The organism is Sarcina ventriculi, assembly GCF_900456775.1.
Lineage (GTDB): Bacteria > Bacillota > Clostridia > Clostridiales > Clostridiaceae > Sarcina > Sarcina ventriculi.
Genome location: NZ_UAUL01000001.1, coordinates 249,004 through 269,828, shown reverse-complemented (window position 1 = coordinate 269,828; position 20,825 = coordinate 249,004). Strand labels below are relative to the sequence as shown.

Genomic DNA, 20,825 nt, shown 5'->3' with positions numbered 1-20,825 from the left:
TAAGGGGGAAATAAAAAATGGCAGAAAGAATAACAGGACATACAGAACTTATAGGATTAATAGCAAGACCAATAAGGCATTCAAGTTCACCAGCAATGCATAATGAGGCTTTTGCAAAGTTAGGTTTAGATTATGCTTATTTAGCATTTGAGGTTGGTAATGAAGAGTTAGAGGATACTATTAAAGGATTTAGAGCAATGAAAGTTAGAGGGTGCAATGTGTCTATGCCTAATAAGACAGTTGTTCATAAATATTTAGATGGATTATCAAAGGCTGCGGAACTTTGTGGTGCTGTAAATACAGTAGTAAATGATAATGGGGTTTTAACTGGACATATAACAGATGGAATTGGATACATGAGGGCATTAAAAGATGCTGGTGTTGATGTAATTGGAAAGAAAATGACTATAGTAGGAGCAGGCGGAGCTGCAACTGCAATAGAAATTCAAGCAGCATTAGATGGTGTTAAGGAGATTTCTATCTTTAATATAAAAGATGATTTTTATAAGAGAGCAGAGCAAACAGTAAGAGATATAAATGAAAAAACATCTTGTAAAGCAACTCTTTATGACTTAGCAGATTTAGATAAGCTAAAAGAAGAAATAGCTACAAGTTGTATATTCACAAATGCTACAGGTGTAGGAATGAAGCCATTAGAAGGACAAACATATATACCAGATTCAAGTTTTTTAAGACCTGATTTAATAGTGTCAGATGTTGTATATTCTCCAAGAGAAACTGCACTTTTAAAAATGGCTAAAGAAGTTGGTTGTAAAACTTTAAATGGGTTAGGCATGATGTTATTCCAAGGCGCAGCAGCTTTTGAACTTTGGACAGGAAAAGAAATGCCAATAGAATATATGAAAGAAAAATTAGATATTAAATATTAAAAAATATCTAAAAATTAGGGGTAAATTATGAATACAACAGTAAATACAAAAAAAAGCGCAAGTAAGTACTTTTATTTAACTGCCTTTTGTGTGTATGTAAATTATTTTGTTCATGGTATGGGTGCTTCTATACTTGCACAAAATTCAAGTTCATTACAATCTTTATGGCATACAGATGCAGCTGCTGTACTTTATGTAATATCAGCTATTGGAATTGGGAGGTTTATAGCCCTTCCTTTTTCAGGAGTAATGTCAGATAAATTAGGTAGAAAAAAAACTATTTTAATAGGTATAGCATTTTATATTGCTTTCTTTGGTGGAATATTAGTTACACCTAATGTGCAAATAGCTTTTGCAGTAGCATTGCTTGCAGGAATAGCAAATTCATTTTTAGATTCTGGATGTATTCCAGCTGTGATGGAAATATTAACTGAATCAACAGGGTTAGCTAGTATTTTAACAAAATTATTTATATCAGTTGGACAATATACTCTTCCATTAATAATCGGATTTTTAGTGGGAAACAATATGTATTTTGGATATTCATTTATTTTATGTATAGCAATATTAATTGTAAATTCATTATTTTTATTAAAAATGCCATTTCCACAAATAGAAAATGTAAAGAAATCTTCGGATAAAAAAGATGTCCAAGTTGAGGAAACTGTAAAATCAAATTTCTTTATAGAAGGTATAGCGTTAATTGCGATAGGATTTACATCAACTGCAACATTTCAAATTTTCTTAAATGTTAACAAAACATTTGGTATAGATGTGGTTGGAATGAGTGAAGTTGCAGCAGGTAAAATTCAATCTAACTATGCATTAGGATCAATATGTGCGGTGCTTTTAACAGCAGTACTTGTTAAAAAGTTAATAAAACCAGCTAGATTTTTATTTATATACCCACTTATATCATTAGTAATTTTAATTGCAATGTTTATGTTAAGAACAGAAACAATTTGTATTATAGGAGGATTTATAATAGGATTTTCAGCAGCTGGAGGGGTACTTCAACTTGCAGTATCAACAATGTCAGATTTATTTCCTGTATCTAAAGGAAAAATAACAAGTATGGTAATGATGGCATCTAGTATAGCAACATTTAGTGTTACAGCTATTGCTGGATTTGTTACTCAAACTATGGGAACTGAGTATACTCTTTTATTAGCAGCTATAGTAACAGCAGTTGGAGTTTTACTTTCTATAGTGGTTAATATAAGATACAACCAATTATCAAGATTAAAGAAAAAATAATGAAATTGAAATTTTATTTTAAATCAGTATTGAATCAATAAATTAAACTAAAGGATAATTTTATGGGGGAATTTTTGTAATGAAAAAGTATCAAAATATTTTTAATCCATTAACAGTAAAAAATATGACTATTAAAAATAGAATAGTGATGACACCTATGGGAACTAATTATGGTGAGCAAAATGGTGAAATGAGTTTTCTTCATATGGATTATTATGAGCAACGTGCAAAAGGTGGCGTTGGTTTAATAATAGTTGAAAATGCAAGTGTTGATTCACCACAAGGTTCAAATGGAACAACTCAACTTAGAATTGACCATGATAATTACATTCCAAGATTGTTTAAATTATGTGAAACAGTTCATAGTCATGGAGCATGTATTGCAGTTCAAATAAACCATGCTGGGGCATCAGCTCTTTCATCAAGGATAAATATGCAACCTGTTTCAGCATCTAACTTGCCTTCAAAAAAAGGTGGAGAAATTCCAAGACCTTTACAAAAAGAGGAGATAACAGCTATTGTAAAAAAATATGGTGAAGCGGCTAAAAGAGCCCAAGTAGCTGGTTTTGATGCAGTTGAAATCCATGCAGGACATTCATATTTAATAAGCCAATTTTTATCCCCAACTACTAATAATAGAACTGATGAGTTTGGTGGAAGTAAAGAGAATAGAGCACGTTTTGCAAAAATGGTTATGGATGAAGTTAGAAGTCAAGTTGGACCAATGTTTCCAATAATGATTCGTATAAGTGCTGATGAGCTTGTTGAAGGTGGAAATACTTTAGAAGATACTTTAGAACTTTTAGAATATTTTGCAGAGGAAGCTGATATAATAGACGTTTCAGCTGGTCTTACTGGTTCAATACAGTATCAGATAGATGCCAACTATCTAAAAGATGGATGGAGATCATTTATGGCTAAGGCTGTTAAAGAAAAGTTTAATAAACCAGTTATAACAACAGGAAATATAAGAAATCCTAAAATTGCAGAGAAAATATTAGAAGATGGTGATGCCGATTTAATTGGAATGGGACGTGGACTTATAGCTGAACCAGAATGGGTAAATAAGGTGGAATCAGGAAGAGAAGATGAACTTCGTAAATGTATATCTTGTAATATAGGATGTGCAGGACATCGTATAGGAATAAATAGACCGATACGTTGTACAATAAACCCAGCTATAAATATTGGAGAAGGATATAAAAAGGAAAAAATTAAGAATTCTTGTAATGTAGTAGTAATAGGTGGGGGAACAGCTGGTCTTGAAGCAGCTTGTACTGCTGCAGAAGTTGGATGTACAACATTCTTGATTGAGAAGAAAGATGTTTTAGGAGGATTAGCTCATGAAATATCAAAAATACCAGATAAAAATCGTTTAGCGGATTTTCCAAACTACTTAATAAATAGAGCGAGTAAATTAAATAATCTTTTTGTATTTAAAAATAGAGAAGCTGATATTAAATTTATAGATAGTTTAAATCCTAATATAATAGTAAATGCAACAGGTTCAAATCCTTTACTACCTCCGATAAAAGGGTTAAAGGAAGCTATGGAGAAAGAAAATTCAAAGGTTGCATCTATAAAAGAGATGATTGAAAATATTCCTAATTATCCAGAAGATATGACTGGTAAAAAAGTTGTGGTAATAGGTGGAGGAGCAGTTGGATTAGATGTAGTTGAGTTCTTTGCACCTAGAAATGCTAAAATTAGTATAGTTGAAATGCAACCAGTTATAGGTAAGGATTTAGATCCTGTAACTAAGGTTCAAACTTCTACATTAATAGAAAAGTATGATGTTTTAGAGTTAACTAATACAGCACTTTTAGAAGTTAAAGATAATTTGTTTATTGTAAGACGTGATGGTAAGGAAGAAGAATTAGAATTTGATTATGGTTTTGTATGCCTTGGAATGAGAGCAAATGCACCAGTTTTAGAGAGTTTAAGAGAGAATTTTGATTCTTCTAAAGTTGAAATAGTAAATATCGGAGATAGTGTTCGTGCAAGAAGAATAATAGAAGGTGTACAAGAAGGTAGAAATATATTAAATACATTAAGAAAAAGAAATTATTTATAAATAAAAAGAATCCTAAACTTAGTTTAGGATTCTTTTTTATATAAAGATTTATTGTATAATTCTATAGCAAATTTGAAACAAAAAAATTATTTTATATGTTATATTAAATTAACATAATAATCTTTAAGTAAATTTTTTATAGATTTATTAGGTAAAGTTTCTGTAATAATACCATTAAAATCAACTATATTTGAAAAAATAAAACTAGAACTTGTTTCAAATTTATCATTTAGCATTACTAAAAATAATTCTTTAGAAATACTTATAATTGTTCTTTTTGTTGATGCATCTTCTGATAAATTAGTACTTATACTCCCATCTCTAAGGTCAAATCCTGTGCAACCAATAAAAGCTTTATCACAGCGATATTTTTTGATTTGAGAAATTGCATACGAACCAATGCTCCCACCTACAAAAGGGTTGTAATCTCCACCTATAAATATAAATTTAGCTTTTGAATCTACGGGGATTAATGATGATATTTCGTACATATTCGTTATTAAAGTTATTTTTTTATTATTTTTTACTATTAATTTTGCAATCATGTAAGATATAGTAGAAGAATCTAAAAATATAGTTTCATTATCTTTTATTTCTTTAAATGCTTTTTTCGCAACTATCTCTTTTAAATCAATATTTTTTTCGACACGTTTATTAAAACTTTCACAGCTACTTATAGTATTTTTTATGTTTATTGCTCCGCCATATGTACGTTGTAATAAATTTTCTTTTTCTAAAAATTGTAAATCCTTTCTAATCATACTTTCACTTATATTAAATTCTTTACTTAAATCCTTTACTAGAACTTTTCCGTTTTTTTCAAGAAGATCTAAAATATATTTGTAACGTTCCTCTATAAACATCCATATTCTCCTTAATAATTATTGTTTATTCTCATTATAATATATAATTTGAAATAAATTAAAATACAATTGACAAATGATAATAAAAATAATAAAATGATAATAAAAATAATATAATAATAATAAATAGTAATTAGGGGGATTGTTATGAGGAGAGCTGTATTTTTTGATATAGATGGAACCCTTTTAGATTGTATTAATGGTTTAATAGATATATCGCCAAAGGTTAAGAAGGCTATTAGAGATCTTCAAGAAAATGGGGATTATGTTTTTATTGCCTCAGGGAGACCTTATGCTTTTTTAAACAAAACTATATTAGATTTTGGATTTGATGGCTTTGTTTTATGCAATGGAGCTTATGTAAAAGTAAAGGATGAAGTTATTTATAGTGAAGAAATTGATAAAGAGTTTTTAAGAAAAATGACAACAAAATTTAAAGAGAATAATATTCAATATATTTTAGAGGGACAACCTTATTCATATATAAGTGAAAATAATGATGATTTTATTAATTTTTACAAGAGTATTGGAATTGAGAGCAATTTGATTTTGAATGGTTGTTGTGATATAGAAAATACTAATGTTTATAAAATAGAAGCTTTTTGTTGTGATAAAAATGATAGAAGCGTATGTATGGATTTGGTTAATGCTAATTTGGACTATGGATATTTTAATAGTATAGATGAAAGATTTTTTGAAATTTATTTAAAGAAAAATCACAAAGCAAATGGAATATTAAAAGCATTAGAATATTTAGAAATTCCTCTTGAAAATAGTTATGCATTTGGAGATGGCGATAATGATGTAGAAATGTTTGAAACAGTGGGTTGTGGAATAGCTATGGGAAATGCATCAGATAGAGTTAAAAGTTATGCTAAAGAAATAACAGATACAGTAGCAAATGATGGAGTAGCTTTGGGTATAGAAAAATATATAGGGATTCCTGTATTAAAATAGAGGGTTTTATCTATTATAATGTAATATTTTTATTAAATAAAATTGTCTAAATAGCAGTTTCTATTGAGTTGGAAACTGCTATTATTTTGTTGTTTTATATTATTTTAAAATAGGTGTTAATAAAATCTTTCTATAATATCTTCTTCTTTAATATAATCTATTATTTTTTCAAGTTTTAAAATAGTATGATAAGATTATTTATTATAATTTACAATTGAAACTTTTATACCTGCATTTTGAAATTTATGAACATTTTCAACGGTAATATCCTCATCAGTTATTAGATTAGAAACTTTGTCAATATCACCACTTGAGAAATTAAAATGTCTTCCTATTTTAGAGCTATCAGTAACTACATATACGGAACCAACAGTATGATTAATCATTTCTTTATTAACTAATGTTTCTTGAAGAATTGATGTGCTTATTCCAGAATCGACTTCTATGCCACTAACACCTAGAAAGCATTTTGAAGCAGAAATTTTAGAAATAATATGTGTTGCGAAATCTCCAACCATTGATTGCTTACGTCCATAAACTTGACCACCTGTTAAAACTAAGTCAACATTGGGGGGGAGAGTGACTTTCAATGCTTTACTATTGTTTGTTACAACAACTACATATTTGTTTTCTAAATATTGTAGAATAAGTAATGCTGTAGAACTAGTATTTATAAAAATGGTATCCCCATTATTTATTAAGCTAGCAGCATATTTTGCAATAGCATGTTTTTGCTTTAGTTTATTTTCATTATTTTTTAAATTAGTACTATAGTGCATATTATCTATAGGTGTAGCACCACCATGATATCTTTTAACTAATCCTTCATTTTCTAGTGCTTGTAAATCTCTTCTAATTGTAAGAGGTGATATATTTAGCAAATTTGCTAGTTCTTCATTTTTTATATCTTTATTTGTTTTTAAATATTGCAGTATTTCTTTACGGCGATTATATACTATACTTTTAGATTTTTTCATATTTATTCCTTTCTTAGTAATATTTTCACAAAGATAAGTATATTATACAATAAAGAATCAAAATAAACAATTATATGAATGAATTGAATGTTAATAATAAAAAATTAAATTTTTTAATAAAAGATATTGATTTTTTTGAACATTTAATTTACAATAAAAGTATAAAAAGTAATAAAAAAACAATGAGTTATGCGGGGGAATTATAATGTCACAGATAGAAGATATTACAAGAGAATCATGGATATTAAATACTTTTCCAGGGTGGGGTACGTGGTTAAATGAGGAAATAGAACAAGAAGAAGTAAAGACAGGAACCTTTTCTATGTGGTGGTTAGGTTGTACAGGAATATGGGTTAAATCAGAAGGCTCAACAAACTTGTGTATTGATTTTTGGTGTGGAAGTGGTAAAAAAACTAAAAAAAATCCGTATATAAATCCAGAACATCAAATGGCAAGAATGTGTGGTGGAAAAAAACTTCAACCTAATTTAAGAGTTGCTCCATTTGTGCTAGATCCATTTGGAATTAGAAAAATAGATGCTATATTATCAACTCACGATCATAATGATCATATAGATGTAAACGTTGCTGCAGCAGTTATGCAAAATTGTAGTAATAATGTACCTTTTATAGGACCACAGGCATGTGTTGATAAATGGAGAGAATGGGGAGTACCAAAAGAAAGGTGTATAGTTGTTAAACCAGGTGATGTGATTAAAATTGGAGATATTGAGATAGTAGCTTTGGAAGCATTTGATAGAACTGCACTTATAACAGCACCACCAAATGGCAGTTTAATTGGAACTATGCCGATTGATATGGATACTAAAGCTGTAAATTATTTAATAAAAACTCCTGGTGGTAACTTATATCATAGTGGGGATTCACATTATTCAAATTATTATGCTAAACATGGAAATGATCATAAAGTTGATGTAGCGTTAGGATCATATGGAGAAAATCCAAGGGGAATTACAGATAAAATGACTTCAGTTGATATATTAAGAATGGCAGAGGCTTTAAATACTGAAGTTGTTATTCCGTTTCATCATGATATATGGTCTAATTTTCAAGCTGATACAAATGAAATATTAGCATTATATAATATGAAGAAAAATAGATTACAATATAAATTTAAACCATTTATATGGCAAGTAGGAGGTAAATTTACTTTCCCAACGGATAAAGATAATATGGAATATCATTATCCAAGAGGATTTGATGATTGCTTTGCGACTGATATAAATTTACCATATAAATCATTTTTATAATATAACTACTTATGAGAGCTATAGCTTAGCTCTCATAAAAAAATAATAAAAGGGGAAAAGAAAATGTTAAATGAAATAATAGAAAAAGGAAGATATTCATTTCATAAAGGGTTTAAGAAATGGGAGGATGCAGTAGAGGCTTCTTGTAAACCTTTAATTGATGAAGGGGTTATAGAAAAACAGTATGTTAATTCAATAATAGATAGTGTGAATAAGTATGGACCTTATATTGTAATAGCTCCTAACATATGTATACCTCATGCGCAAGAAGGAGAGGGAGTTAATGAAACAGCTATTTGTTTTATGAGAACTGAGGAAAGTGTTCATTTTAGTGATGATCCAGAGCAAGACGCCAGATTATTTTTTGTATTAGCATCAACTAACAATGAACAGCATATGAGCAATCTAGTAAATATGGTTGCTTTAATAGAAGATTCAAAAGTTGTAGAAAAGTTACTTAGTGCTAATTGCGTAGAAGATTTAAAGTCTATATTATAAATTTTTAATTGATTGTAAATAAAAATATGGGGGAAAAGTAAATGAATTTTTTAATATCAATATGGACATTTTTTGAAGTAAATATATTAACTAACCCTGCTTTTTTTATAGGATTAATAGTTTTTATAGGATATTTATTGCTTAAAAGACCATTATATGATGCATTTGCTGGATTTATAAAGGCAATGGTTGGTTATTTAATATTAAATGTTGCATCTTCTGGATTAGTATCAAATTTTAGACCAATATTGGCTGGATTGAAAGATAGATTTAACTTAACAGCAGCAGTAATAGATCCGTATTTTGGACAAACAGCTGCACAGTCTGCTATAGAAAATGCAGGAAAATCTTTTTCTATGATGATGATAGTTTTACTTGTAGCTTTTATGATAAATATAGTATTAGTTTTGTTTAGAAAGTTTACTAAAATTAGAACTGTATTTATAACAGGTCATATAATGGTTCAGCAATCAGCTACTGCACTATGGATAGTATTTTTTTGCTTCCCCGATTTAGTTAATTCAGCTGTTGTAGCTATGTTAGGCGTATTACTAGGTGTTTATTGGGCTGTATCTGCAAATCTTACAGTAGAAGCTTGTCAAGAGATGACTGAAGGTGGTGGTTTTGCCATAGGACATCAACAAATGTTTGGAGTTTGGTTAACTAATAAAATTGCAGGAAAAGTAGGTAATAAGAAAAAATCAATAGAGGATTTAAATCTTCCAGGCTTTTTATCAATATTTAGCGATAATGTTGTTGCCACAGGAACGTTAATGATGATTTTCTTTGGAACTATAATGTTTATATTGGGAAAAGATTTATTACTTACAATAGATACTAGCTTTAAAGTAGAAACTAATTTTCTATTTTATATAATTGAAAAATCCTTATATTTTGCAGTTTATTTAAGTATTTTACAACTTGGAGTAAGAATGTTTGTGTCTGAACTTACTGAATCTTTTCAAGGAATATCCAATAAAATATTGCCAGGTTCTGTTCCAGCTGTAGATTGTGCAGCAGTGTATGGATTTGGTCATCCAAATGCAGTTACAATTGGATTTTTATTTGGTGCTTTAGGACAATTTATTACTATTATAGGGTTGGTAGTGTTTAAAAGCCCAGTATTGATAATTTCAGGATTCGTACCACTATTTTTTGATAATGCTACATTTGCAGTTTTTGCTAATAAAAAAGGTGGGTTAAAAGCAGCTATAATAATTCCTTTTGTATCAGGAATAATTCAAGTTTTAGGCGGAGCACTTGCGGCTAGTTATTTTGGATTAGCTCAATATGGTGGATGGCATGGAAACTTTGATTTTGCTACATTATGGCCAGTTATAGGTGTTTTAATGAATAATTTCAAATATGTAGGTTTGGCAATAGCAATAGTTGGATTGCTTGCAATACCACAAATACAGTATTTAAAAGATAAAAAGGGATATTTTAAGATAGTTGAAGATTATGATGGATACTTAGGAGATAAGCAAGCTGAACTTGGGAATGTAGTTGAAGCTTTTGATAATTAAAATATAGAATGTGGGGGGATAATTATGAAATTTGAAAAAAAATTCTTAACTAATTTGTTTAGATGCTATGCGACAAGCAGCACTATTGTAGATGGAAAAAGAAATATATTATTAGCAACAGAGGGCGAAGGGGCATGTTATAGCTATACGGGTGATGATTTTAAACAAAATATAGTTTGGGATGGTCCAGGAGGCACTATGTCTATGGTAGCTATTCCGGGTAAAAATGGTGATTTTTTGGCAGTACAAAATTTTTTCCCAACGTTTCAATCGGAAAATGCAACTATAGTTTGGTCAAAGCCTAATGGAGATGGAAGTTGGGAAACAAAAACTTTATTTAAATTACCATATGTTCATAGATTTGATATATTACAAGCAAATGGTAAAAATTATTTTTTGGGGGCAACACTTTGTACTAGTAAGCAGTTTAAAGATGATTGGTCAGATCCAGGGAAAATTTATGTTGGAGAAATACCAGAAGATTTAAGTAATCCTATTGAATTAACTGTTATAAAAGAAGGATTAACAAAAAATCATGGTTATTGTAGAACTGTTTGGAATGGGGTAATGGCAGGGTTAACTACTTCAGAAGAAGGAGTATTTGTAGTAATACCACCTCAAAATGAAAATGAAGAGTGGTCAGTTGAGCAAATAATGAATAAACCAGTAAGTGATATTGCAGTTGTTGATATTGATGAAGATGGAGAGGATGAATTAGTAACAATAGAAGCATTTCATGGTAAGAACTTTATAATAAATAAAAAAATAGATGGAGAATATAAGGAAATTTATAAATATCCTAAGGAAATGGACTTTGGACATGTTGTATGGGGTGGAAAATTAAGGGGGATTCCGACTATAATTGGAGGTTATAGGAGAGTTGAAAAGGAATTATTTATAATTCAATGTGAAGATAAAGAAAACCTTACATTCAAAACTCAGGTTATAGAAGCTGGAATAGGCCCTAGTAATGTAGCGGTAATAAATGAACATGATAGAGATATTATAGTTTCAGCCAATAGAGAGTTAGGAGAAGCAGCTTTATATTTTGTTACAGATTAAAATGAGTATAAATTAAGATTAATAATAGTTTGATGGAGGGGTATGAGTGTTAGAAGAGTTAAAGAAAAAGGTTTATGAAGCAAATATGTTACTTCCAAAGTATAATTTGGTTACATTTACATGGGGAAATGTTTCAGAAATAGATAGAGAGAAGGGACTTATAGTAATTAAACCATCTGGAGTTGAGTACGAAAAAATGAGTGCTGATGATATGGTTGTTGTTGATCTTAATGGAAAGGTAGTAGAGGGAAAGTATAAACCATCATCAGATACGCAAACTCATGTTAAATTATATAATGATTTTTATGATATAGGAGGAATTGTTCATACCCATTCAAGATGGGCAACGATATTTGCTCAATCAGGCAGGGCTATTAAAGCATATGGCACAACGCAAGCTGATTATTTTTATAATGAGATTCCTTGTACAAGGGATATGACAAAATCAGAAATACAATCTAATTATGAATATAATACAGGATCTGTTATAGTCGAATCATTTAAACAATTAAATCCATTACAAGTTCCAGCTGTATTAGTTAAAAATCATGGTCCTTTTGCATGGGGCAAGGATGCTTTAGAAGCTGTTCATAATGCTGTTGTATTAGAAGAAGTAGCTATGATGGCGTGGAATACAGAAATATTGTCAAGATATGAAATAAATTCTATGCCTCAAGAATTAATGGATAAGCATTTTATGAGAAAACATGGTCCTAATGCTTATTATGGACAATAATTTCAAAGGTAGGGATGTTGATATTATGAGAAAATATGCTTTAGGATTATACGAGAAATCAATGCCAAATACTTTAAGTATTGCTGAAAAATTATTGTGTGCTAAAGAATATGGATTTGATTATTTAGAGATAAGTATAGATGAAACTGAAGAAAAACTTTCAAGACTTGATATGAGCAAGGAAGAAAAAAAGTATCTTTTAAATATTATGAATAATTGTGGAATATCAATAAGAACTATGTGTTTAAGTGGTCATAGAAAATATCCTTTAGGAAGTTTAAACGAAGAAATAAGGACAAAAGGAATGGAAATTATGAAAAAAGCGATAGAATTTGCGGATGATTTAGGAATTCGTATAATTCAAATTGCAGGGTATGATGTTTATTATGAGGAGGGAAATGAACAAACAGAAAAATATTTTAAAGAAAATTTAGAAAAATCAGTAGAATTAGCTGCGAAAAAAGGTGTAATACTAGCATTTGAAACTATGGAAACTAAATTTATGAATACAGTAGAAAAAGCTATGAAATATGTAAAAATGATAAATTCTCCGTATTTACAGGTTTATCCTGATTGTGGAAATGTAACTAATGCAGTTATAGAAAAAAATATTAAAGCTAGTGATGATTTTAGGCTAGGTAAAGGTCATTTAGTTGCAGTTCATTTAAAAGAAACAATACCTGGGAAATTTAGAGAAATACCGTTTGGAAAAGGACATGTAGATTTTGAAGATATAATAAAGACTGCTTGGCAGTTAGGGGTAAGAAGGTATACATTAGAATTTTGGTATGTTGGTAATGATGATTGGAGAGAAGTAATACAATTTAATAAAAAATTTATTGAAGAAAAATTTGTGGTTTAAAAGGATTGGTGAATTGATGAACAAGGATAAGTTGGTTTTAATTTCGAAAGAGGTTAGAAAAAATATTATAGAAATGCTTTATGAATCAAAATCAGGACATCCAGGTGGATCATTATCATGTGCTGATATATTAACATATTTGTATTTTGAGAAAATGAAGGTAAATATAGATAATCCAAAAGAAGAAGACAGAGATAGATTTGTTTTAAGTAAAGGACATGCAGCACCCGCATTATATTCCGTTCTTGCTGAGAAAGGATTTTTTGATAAAAAGGAATTAAAAAGTTTAAGGAAAATAGGAGCAAAACTTCAAGGGCATCCAGATGCTAAAAATATACCAGGAGTTGATGTTTCAACAGGATCATTAGGTCAAGGCATATCAAATGCGGTGGGAATGGCATTAGGACTTAAATGTAGAGATAGTCAATCTAAAGTATATGTGATTTTAGGAGATGGTGAAATTCAAGAAGGTCTTGTTTGGGAAGCCTTTATGGCAGCGTCACATTATAAACTAGATAATTTGGTAGCAATATTAGACTATAATGGATTACAAATAGATGGGAAAAACGAAGAGGTAATGAACATAAATCCTATTGATGATAAATTAAAGAGCTTTGGATGGAATGTAGTATCTTGTGATGGACATAATTTTAATGATATTAATGAAGCTTTTAACAAATTTGAGAAGGATAAGCCAACAATAATTATTGCTAAAACTATAAAAGGCAAGGGTGTAAGTTTTATGGAGAATCAAGTTAGCTGGCATGGGCAAGCACCTAGTTTAGAGCAAAAAGAACAGGCATTAAATGATATTTATTGTAAAAGGAGTTAGAGTTATATGGGCAAGGCGACAAGAGAATCTTATGGAATAGCTTTAGTTGAATTAGGGAGAGAAAATAAAAATGTAGTTGTATTAGATGCAGATTTATCTAAATCTACAAAAACAGCAGATTTTAAAAAGGAATTCAATAATAGATTTTTTAATGTAGGAATAGCAGAGCAAAATTTAATGGGGATGTCGGCAGGGTTTGCGAATATAGGATATATACCATTTGCTAGTACATTTGCGGTATTTGCAACAGGAAGAGCTTTTGAAGTGATAAGAAATTCAATATGCTATCCAAAAATGAATGTAAAAATAGCGGCAACACATGCTGGGATAACAGTTGGTGAGGATGGAGGCTCACATCAATCAATAGAAGATATTGCATTAATGACATCTCTTCCGAATATGACGGTAATAGTACCAGCAGATCATAGAGAAGCTATGCAAGCTACAAAAGCAGCAGCTAAAATGGAGGGCCCAGTATATTTAAGATTTGGAAGATGCAATACAGAAGATGTATTTGATGATAGTTATGAATTTGAAATTGGAAAGGGGGTTGAATTAAGGAGTGGAAATGATGTAGCGATAATAGCAACTGGAATAATGGTTCCAAAGGCTATTGAAGCATCTAAAAAGTTAAAATTAAGGGGGATAGAGGCAAGAGTTATAAATATTTCAACTATAAAGCCAATTGATAGAGAAATAATAATTAAAGCGGCTAGAGAAACAAAAGGGATAGTTACAGCAGAGGAACATTCTGTTATAGGAGGTTTAGGAGCTATGGTGTCTAGAGTTGTTTGTGATGAGAGCCCAACAATGGTTAAATTAGTTGGCATTAATGATATGTTTGGTCAATCAGGAACTCCAGATGAATTAATGGAAAAGTATAATTTAACTGTTGATGAAATTATTAATAAAGTTAATGAAATTTTAGATTAATATTTAAATAAAATTTAAGGGGAGTATAATATATGAAAATATTTATAGATACGGCTAATATAGAAGAAATAAGAAGAGCTAATGAATTAGGGGTAATTTGTGGTGTTACAACCAATCCATCCTTAATAGCTAGAGAAGGAAGAGATTTAAAAGAAGTAATAAATGAAATTTGTTCAATAGTAGATGGACCAATAAGTGCAGAAGTTATGGGATTAAAATCGCATGAAATGGTTGAAGAGGGTATAAAACTTTCTCAAATAAATAAAAATATAGTTATAAAAATTCCAATGTGTGAAGAAGGATTAAAAGCAACTAAAGAATTAGCAGCAAAGGGAATTAAAACTAATGTTACGTTAATATTTTCTCCAACACAAGCGTTATTAGCTGCAAAAGCTGGTGCAACATATGTAAGTCCATTTTTAGGAAGACTAGATGATATAGGTAACTCAGGAGTAAATATAATTAAACAAATAGTTGAGATATTTAAAATTCATAAAATAAAAACAGAAATAATATCAGCAAGTGTAAGAATTTCAATGCATGTTTTAGATGTAGCATTAAGTGGATCACATATAGCAACTATTCCTTATAATGTTATTTGCCAAATGATAAAACATCCTTTAACAGATGTTGGTATAGATAAGTTTATTAATGATTATAATAAAGTTTTTAATTGATTTTTAGTACATTAAAATGTTCAAAATTATAATATTAAATAAAAATTATTAAATTATTAAACAATTTCTTGAAATTGTATTATATATAAGGGGGAATTTAAAAATGTTAAAAGTAATTGCTGCATGTGGAAATGGAATGGGGTCAAGCCAAATAATAAAAATGAAAATAGAGAAAGTATTTAAAAAGTTAAACGTACCGGTATCTATTCATCATACTAGTATTGGGGCTGCTAAGAGTGAAGCTTCAAGTTATGATGTAGTATTTTGTTCAGAAGCTTTAAAGAGTAATTTTGCTAGAGCAGAGGCAAATGGCACTATTGTTATAGGGTTAAAAAATCTTTTGTCTGAACAAGAGATAGAAAGTAAAATAAAAGAAAAAGTTATAAAATAGTTTATAAAGTTAATTTAATTATTATAAAAGGAAATTAATTATCTAGTTAAAAGTTATAATTAATTTCCTTTTTAATTTAATAAATTTTATTTAAGCTCAATTACTTTATTTTCTTTTAAAGATTTAGAGGCATCTATTACTCTTTGATTAGAAGAACCTCTATATTTTAACATGATATTTCTATTAGCAATTTGAAATTTACCGTCTATTAAAACATCTACTTCATTTAATAATTCCAATCTTTTAGGGTTATTTATTATTTCTTCAAAAGTATATCCAGACCAAAGCCATATAGGTTTATTAGTTTCTTTTTTTATTCTTCTTAATAGATTTAATAAAGTACCATCTTTAATTTGTTGCATAGGTTCTCCGCCTAAAATATTAACACCTTTAACATGTGGATTTAATGTATATGAAATAAATTCATCTTCTTTTTCTTTAGTAAATTCATTGCCATAACTAAAATTTTGTTGGTCTTTATTAAAACAACCTTCACAATTATGGGTACAACCACTTACAAAAAGAGTAGTCCTAATATCAGGTCCATTAGTAACATCTAATTTTCTAATTTGTGCGTAATTCATTTTATCACCCTTTATATTTTTCTAAAACTAAACCATGTAAAACTTTAGTCTTTTCTCTTGTTGAAATATATGGAGTTTCAGAATTAATAATTTTTTGTATAAACTTATGGCTAACTCCATAGTGTAGTTCAAAATATTCCTTACATAAAAGTACAGAATCAAAAGAGAGTTCCTTACCATTTAGAAAGCCTTTAACTTTTCTAGATACTTGAGAAGAAATTTTTTCTTTGGTTTCTTTTAGGTGCGTTTTTCCTAGCATAGCTTCGCTTTTCTTTTTATTCCATTGTAATATTTGTTCTTCTGTCATATAATCTTTAACGTTTTTACCATACATGGGATTATTTTTACCTTTATACATTCCTTTTTTAGATTCACTCATTTTTTTCTTCGATTCTTCTGAATGAAAGTGACCTTTATTTTTACCTAAACAACTTAATCTCATTTTAGAAGAGTATAAAATCTTTTGTTCTGGAGACATCATAGATACGATATCTCCACCATCACCACCCCAAGTTTGGTTGGTTAATTTATAACCATATTGAAATATATATAAATCAATATACCAGCATTCTATTTGTAAAGCTTCTTTATCTGTAAGATTACTATTTAATATATTAATAGCAATTCCTATTGAATTTTCCTCGCAATATTTTAATATATCGCAAAAATGTTTATTTCTTTTTCTAATGGTAAAACATCTATCATTTTTTCCTTTTCCTATATAGAACGGTTCATTGGTATCTAATCTTATCCATTCATAAACATAGTAGTTTTTCAACTTAGTTCTCCTTAAAGGGCTAAAGGTGTAATACTCTATCACCTATTTCAGCTGTTCTTCCTTTATTCCAGAAATTTGTTCCTATATCCTTCCATACCCTCGGTTTCCCGATATTTAAATAGGGAGTGGACTATACCTTCACATTGAATGTGTTGCTATTATAGTCTCTGAACCTTCTCCATTTTAAAGGAGCTTGGATGCTGATTGCCCAATCTGTATAATTTTTAAACATTCACACTTATTGTTTCCAATTATGTTGTAGTTTATACAGCTCTAAGGGTGTTCCAGCAGTTTAAGCAATTTAACGTGAGCCTATATTGTTAACCCACAAGTTCTTCTCATAACTTGCATTTCATCTTGGTCGCTATTACCACAAGATGGGCAATGCCAAGTTAAATCTTCTTTATCTAATTGAATTTCACCAGTATAACCACATTTATAACATATATCTGGTTTTGTATTAATTTCAGCATATTGTACATTATGATATATAAAGTTTATTATGCTTTCAACAGCTTCAACATTTTTACTCATGTCGGGTACTTCTATATATGAAATGCATCCCCCTAGTGATATATCATGGAATTGAGATTCGAATTTTAATTTTGTAAATGCATCAATTTCTTCACATACATGTACATGATAAGAATTTGTATAGTATAGTCTATCAGTTACATTTTTTATTTTACCAAATCTTGCTGTATCTATTTTGCAAAATCTATATATTAGACTTTCAGCAGGAGTTCCATAAAGACTAAATCCAAGTCCTGTTTTATCTTTCCATTCATTGCATTTATCTGTCATGTATTTCATTACCTTTATGGCAAACTTTTCCCCTTCTCTTGTTGTATGACTAACCCCAAGCATTGCATAAGTTAACTCGCATATTCCAACATATCCAAGAGATAAAGTAGAGTAACCATTTTTAAGCAATTCATCTATTCTTTGTCCTTTTTCAAGTCTAGCTATGGCTCCATATTGCCAATGTATAGGACTCGCATCAGAAGTTATTCCAAGAAGCATTTTATGTCTAGTTAAAAGTGCCTCTTTACATAACTGTAATCTTTCGTCAAATATTTTCCAAAATAAATCCATATCGCCTTTAGCAAGTATTCCGATTTGAGGTAAATTTAGACTAATAACTCCTTGGTTAAATCTACCATACCATTTATAATCCCCATTATTATCTTTCCAAGGTGAAAGATGGCTTCTACATCCCATTGGTGGGAAAGTATTCCCTTCATAATTTTTTCTCATCATTTTAGCACTTTGATAATCAGGAACTAATCTTTTAACAGTACATTTTGCAGCAAGTTTAGTTATATAATCATATTTTCCACCTTCAAGACAATTGTGGCTATCTAAAAGATATACAAGTTTTGGGAATGCTTCTCCTATTTCTTGACCTTTATAATTTTTCATTCCCTCTAATCTTTGTTTTATCATTTCTTCACAAATTAATGCCATTTCCTCTTCGTATGGATGTCCTTGTTCAATTTCTAAATAAATTGTAGAAAATGGAGCTTGACCATTTGTTGTTTGTAATGTTGATAATTGATATCTTATAGTTTGTATGCCATCTTTAAGTTCTTTCATTTTAGCATCTAAAGATAGTTTTTTAGCTAAATTTTCATCACCTAATAATTCTAAATAGTGATTAAAAGCTTTTTCTTCTGTAACTTTAAGATATTTAGCTAAATGTTTAATAGTAATACTTTGTCCACCATATTGATTAGATGAAACTTGTGCTATGATTTGAGTTGCCACGGTACATGCAGTTCCAAAAGATTTAGGTTCTTCTACTAATTTTTCATTAATAACAGTTCCGTTTAAAAACATATCTTCTAAATTAACTAGGCAACAGTTAAACATAGGAGATAAACTATAATCCATATCATGCCAGTGAATAGCTCCTTCATCATGAGCTTGCACTATATATGCAGGAATTAATTTTCTTCTTGAAATATCTTTAGATACCTCACCTGCAATTAAATCTCTTTGAGTTGCTGAAACTACTGGGTTTTTATTAGAATTTTCATTCATTACATCTTCATTTTGTTTATTTAATAAATTTAATATACTTTCATCAGTAGTATTAGTATTTCTCTTAAATTCTTGAACAGCTCTATAACCTTCATAAGCCCTAGCGGTTTCTACTTGACCATAATGAACAAGTCTATCATATACATAACTTTCAATATTATAAATTGTACATGTTTCTTTTTGTTCATTAAAATATTTTTCTGCATCATTTGCTATAAGTTCTGCTATGTTTAATACGTAAATTCCACTACCATTTTTCATAGCTTTTGATATAGCCTCTTTAATTTTCTCCTTATTAAATTCTACTGTACTTCCGTCCCTTTTAATAACTTCCACAAAACCACTCCTAGACTTTATATTTATTTGAATTTTACATATTTAAAATAATATTTAAATATTAAACTAATATTTTTTAAAGACACAGGATATTGTACTATTATTTTTGAGTGCACACAAGATATAGAAGTTTTAAAATTTTAAGATTCTAAGCAATATTCTCACAAAGGCGTTATTTTTCTACCTAAGTTCTTATATTTTTAAAGTTTTTTTTGTTAATATTTATGTGTTATTTTTTGATAATAAGTGCTTATATATATCAATTAATGATTAAAAAAAGTGAATAATTTTAAATTATTTATTATAGTGGCAGGCAGATAAAAGAGGGTTTATAGTTATAAAATGTGGAGAATAATATATGTTGACATCTAAATAAAAGAATGCTATTATTTTGTTCATATAATGAACAGTTTGAATAAAAATAAATAAGGTGAGTTAAATATGATACTTGTAGATAGATGGATAGATATTTCGGAATACTTAAAAGAAAAAAAGTATGCTTCTATGGAAGAACTAATGCAAAAATTTCAGTTATCAAGGTCAACAGTAAGAAGAACTTTGATAGCTATGGAAGAGAGAAATTTATTAAAAAGAGTACGTGGTGGAGCCGAAGTAATAGAAGATGAAGTTCCACTTACAATAGTGGATTGCGAAAATATTTTTAATACTAATAAAGAGGCAAAAATTAAAATTGCCAAAAAAGCAGCGCAGTTGATAGAAAATAATGATGTAATATTTATAGATTCTGGTTCAACATGCTTTTATATGATAGACTATATAGAATCTAAGGGCATTACTGTGGTAACAAATGGAATAGTGCATATACAAAAGTTAATGTCAAAAGGTATAAATACTTATATTTTAGGTGGTTATGCAAAGCCAGAGAAAAATTTAATTATGGGTGAGGATATAATAAATAAGATAAGGGTTATGAATTTTGATAAAGTTTTTTTAGGTACCATGGGAATAGATGCAAGAAGTGGCTTTACAACAATGATGCTTGAAGATGGAGAAGTTAAAAAAGCGATTATAAAGTCTTCAGAGAAGTGTTATATTCTTGCGGATAAATCAAAATTTAATGTGAGAAGGTTTTATACTTATGGTGAATTTAATGAAGCAACAATCATAACTGATTCTAAAATAGAGTTTGAAGACGGGAGAGCGAAAATTATATATTAATAGTTGCTAAAAGCATATAAATAAGAAAAGCTGTGTAGAAAGAAATTTCTATGCAGTTTTTTTATATGATTAAGATATAAAAATTCTTTATTTGAATTTT

The 20,825-nt window shown here is 29.2% G+C and carries 20 protein-coding genes; 15 read left to right on the top strand and 5 right to left on the bottom strand.

Annotated elements, in window-relative coordinates; genetic code table 11:
* Window positions 1-17 precede the first annotated feature (17 nt).
* The 3 genes from DR020_RS01240 (at window position 18) to DR020_RS01230 (ending at window position 4,221) form a co-directional block, all read left to right on the top strand.
* Window positions 18-890 carry a shikimate dehydrogenase gene (locus DR020_RS01240; protein ID WP_112365046.1) on the top strand — a complete coding sequence of 291 codons (873 nt, stop codon included), beginning with the start codon at window positions 18-20 and terminating at the stop codon, window positions 888-890.
* 27 nt (window positions 891-917) lie between these two features.
* Entirely contained in the window at window positions 918-2,147 is a 1,230-nt protein-coding gene (locus tag DR020_RS01235) for an MFS transporter (protein WP_112365045.1), read from the top strand.
* Between the two features lie 79 nt (window positions 2,148-2,226).
* Window positions 2,227-4,221 (top strand): oxidoreductase, encoded by a 1,995-nt coding sequence (locus DR020_RS01230; protein WP_112365044.1) that lies wholly within the window; start codon window positions 2,227-2,229, stop codon window positions 4,219-4,221.
* Window positions 4,222-4,319: 98 nt separating this feature from the next.
* On the opposite strand, the gene DR020_RS01225 is transcribed toward DR020_RS01230, so the two are convergent.
* Window positions 4,320-5,084 carry a DeoR/GlpR family DNA-binding transcription regulator gene (locus DR020_RS01225; RefSeq protein WP_055258544.1) on the bottom strand — a complete coding sequence of 255 codons (765 nt, stop codon included), beginning with the start codon at window positions 5,082-5,084 and terminating at the stop codon, window positions 4,320-4,322.
* Between the two features lie 147 nt (window positions 5,085-5,231).
* Between DR020_RS01225 and DR020_RS01220 the strand changes: the two genes are divergently transcribed.
* On the top strand, window positions 5,232-6,041 hold the full coding sequence (locus tag DR020_RS01220) for an HAD family hydrolase (RefSeq protein WP_112365043.1): 810 nt from the start codon (window positions 5,232-5,234) through the stop codon (window positions 6,039-6,041).
* 194 nt (window positions 6,042-6,235) lie between these two features.
* Here DR020_RS01220 and DR020_RS01215 read toward each other — a convergent pair whose 3' ends face one another.
* Entirely contained in the window at window positions 6,236-7,018 is a 783-nt protein-coding gene (locus tag DR020_RS01215; protein ID WP_112365042.1) for a DeoR/GlpR family DNA-binding transcription regulator, read from the bottom strand.
* Window positions 7,019-7,223: 205 nt separating this feature from the next.
* On the opposite strand from DR020_RS01215, the gene ulaG reads away from it, so the two are divergent.
* The 10 genes from ulaG to DR020_RS01165 all read left to right on the top strand — a co-directional run bounded on the left by ulaG (window position 7,224) and on the right by DR020_RS01165 (window position 15,805).
* Window positions 7,224-8,288, top strand: coding sequence for an L-ascorbate 6-phosphate lactonase (gene ulaG, locus DR020_RS01210; RefSeq protein ID WP_112365041.1), 1,065 nt, complete (start codon window positions 7,224-7,226; stop codon window positions 8,286-8,288).
* Between the two features lie 63 nt (window positions 8,289-8,351).
* Window positions 8,352-8,786: a PTS sugar transporter subunit IIA gene (locus tag DR020_RS01205; RefSeq protein ID WP_112365040.1), complete on the top strand. Its 435-nt coding sequence runs from the start codon at window positions 8,352-8,354 to the stop codon at window positions 8,784-8,786.
* A gap of 41 nt (window positions 8,787-8,827) precedes the next feature.
* Window positions 8,828-10,312: a PTS ascorbate transporter subunit IIC gene (locus tag DR020_RS01200; protein ID WP_112365039.1), complete on the top strand. Its 1,485-nt coding sequence runs from the start codon at window positions 8,828-8,830 to the stop codon at window positions 10,310-10,312.
* A gap of 24 nt (window positions 10,313-10,336) precedes the next feature.
* On the top strand, window positions 10,337-11,374 hold the full coding sequence (locus tag DR020_RS01195) for a hypothetical protein (RefSeq protein ID WP_112365038.1): 1,038 nt from the start codon (window positions 10,337-10,339) through the stop codon (window positions 11,372-11,374).
* Window positions 11,375-11,420: 46 nt separating this feature from the next.
* A complete protein-coding gene (gene araD / locus DR020_RS01190; protein ID WP_112365037.1) occupies window positions 11,421-12,110 on the top strand; it encodes an L-ribulose-5-phosphate 4-epimerase in 690 nt (229 codons plus the stop codon).
* A gap of 25 nt (window positions 12,111-12,135) precedes the next feature.
* The gene (locus tag DR020_RS01185) at window positions 12,136-12,972 is read left to right on the top strand and encodes an L-ribulose-5-phosphate 3-epimerase (RefSeq protein WP_112365287.1); all 837 of its coding nucleotides are present in this window, start codon (window positions 12,136-12,138) and stop codon (window positions 12,970-12,972) included.
* Between the two features lie 16 nt (window positions 12,973-12,988).
* Window positions 12,989-13,804, top strand: coding sequence for a transketolase (locus tag DR020_RS01180; RefSeq protein WP_112365286.1), 816 nt, complete (start codon window positions 12,989-12,991; stop codon window positions 13,802-13,804).
* Window positions 13,805-13,810: 6 nt separating this feature from the next.
* The gene (locus tag DR020_RS01175) at window positions 13,811-14,737 is read left to right on the top strand and encodes a transketolase family protein (RefSeq protein WP_112365036.1); all 927 of its coding nucleotides are present in this window, start codon (window positions 13,811-13,813) and stop codon (window positions 14,735-14,737) included.
* A gap of 32 nt (window positions 14,738-14,769) precedes the next feature.
* Window positions 14,770-15,414: a fructose-6-phosphate aldolase gene (fsa, locus tag DR020_RS01170; RefSeq protein ID WP_112365035.1), complete on the top strand. Its 645-nt coding sequence runs from the start codon at window positions 14,770-14,772 to the stop codon at window positions 15,412-15,414.
* Window positions 15,415-15,517: 103 nt separating this feature from the next.
* Window positions 15,518-15,805: a PTS sugar transporter subunit IIB gene (locus tag DR020_RS01165; protein ID WP_112365034.1), complete on the top strand. Its 288-nt coding sequence runs from the start codon at window positions 15,518-15,520 to the stop codon at window positions 15,803-15,805.
* Window positions 15,806-15,891: 86 nt separating this feature from the next.
* On the opposite strand, the gene nrdG is transcribed toward DR020_RS01165, so the two are convergent.
* The 3 genes from nrdG to nrdD all read right to left on the bottom strand — a co-directional run bounded on the left by nrdG (window position 15,892) and on the right by nrdD (window position 19,546).
* Window positions 15,892-16,389, bottom strand: a complete 498-nt coding sequence (nrdG, locus tag DR020_RS01160; RefSeq protein ID WP_058992997.1) for an anaerobic ribonucleoside-triphosphate reductase activating protein — start codon at window positions 16,387-16,389, stop codon at window positions 15,892-15,894.
* A 4-nt stretch (window positions 16,390-16,393) separates the two neighbouring features.
* Window positions 16,394-17,167, bottom strand: coding sequence for an NUMOD3 domain-containing DNA-binding protein (locus DR020_RS01155; protein ID WP_112365033.1), 774 nt, complete (start codon window positions 17,165-17,167; stop codon window positions 16,394-16,396).
* 312 nt (window positions 17,168-17,479) lie between these two features.
* Window positions 17,480-19,546: an anaerobic ribonucleoside-triphosphate reductase gene (nrdD, locus tag DR020_RS01150; protein WP_112365032.1), complete on the bottom strand. Its 2,067-nt coding sequence runs from the start codon at window positions 19,544-19,546 to the stop codon at window positions 17,480-17,482.
* Between the two features lie 441 nt (window positions 19,547-19,987).
* Between nrdD and DR020_RS01145 the strand changes: the two genes are divergently transcribed.
* The gene (locus tag DR020_RS01145) at window positions 19,988-20,725 is read left to right on the top strand and encodes a DeoR/GlpR family DNA-binding transcription regulator (RefSeq protein ID WP_112365031.1); all 738 of its coding nucleotides are present in this window, start codon (window positions 19,988-19,990) and stop codon (window positions 20,723-20,725) included.
* Window positions 20,726-20,825: the final 100 nt, after the last annotated feature.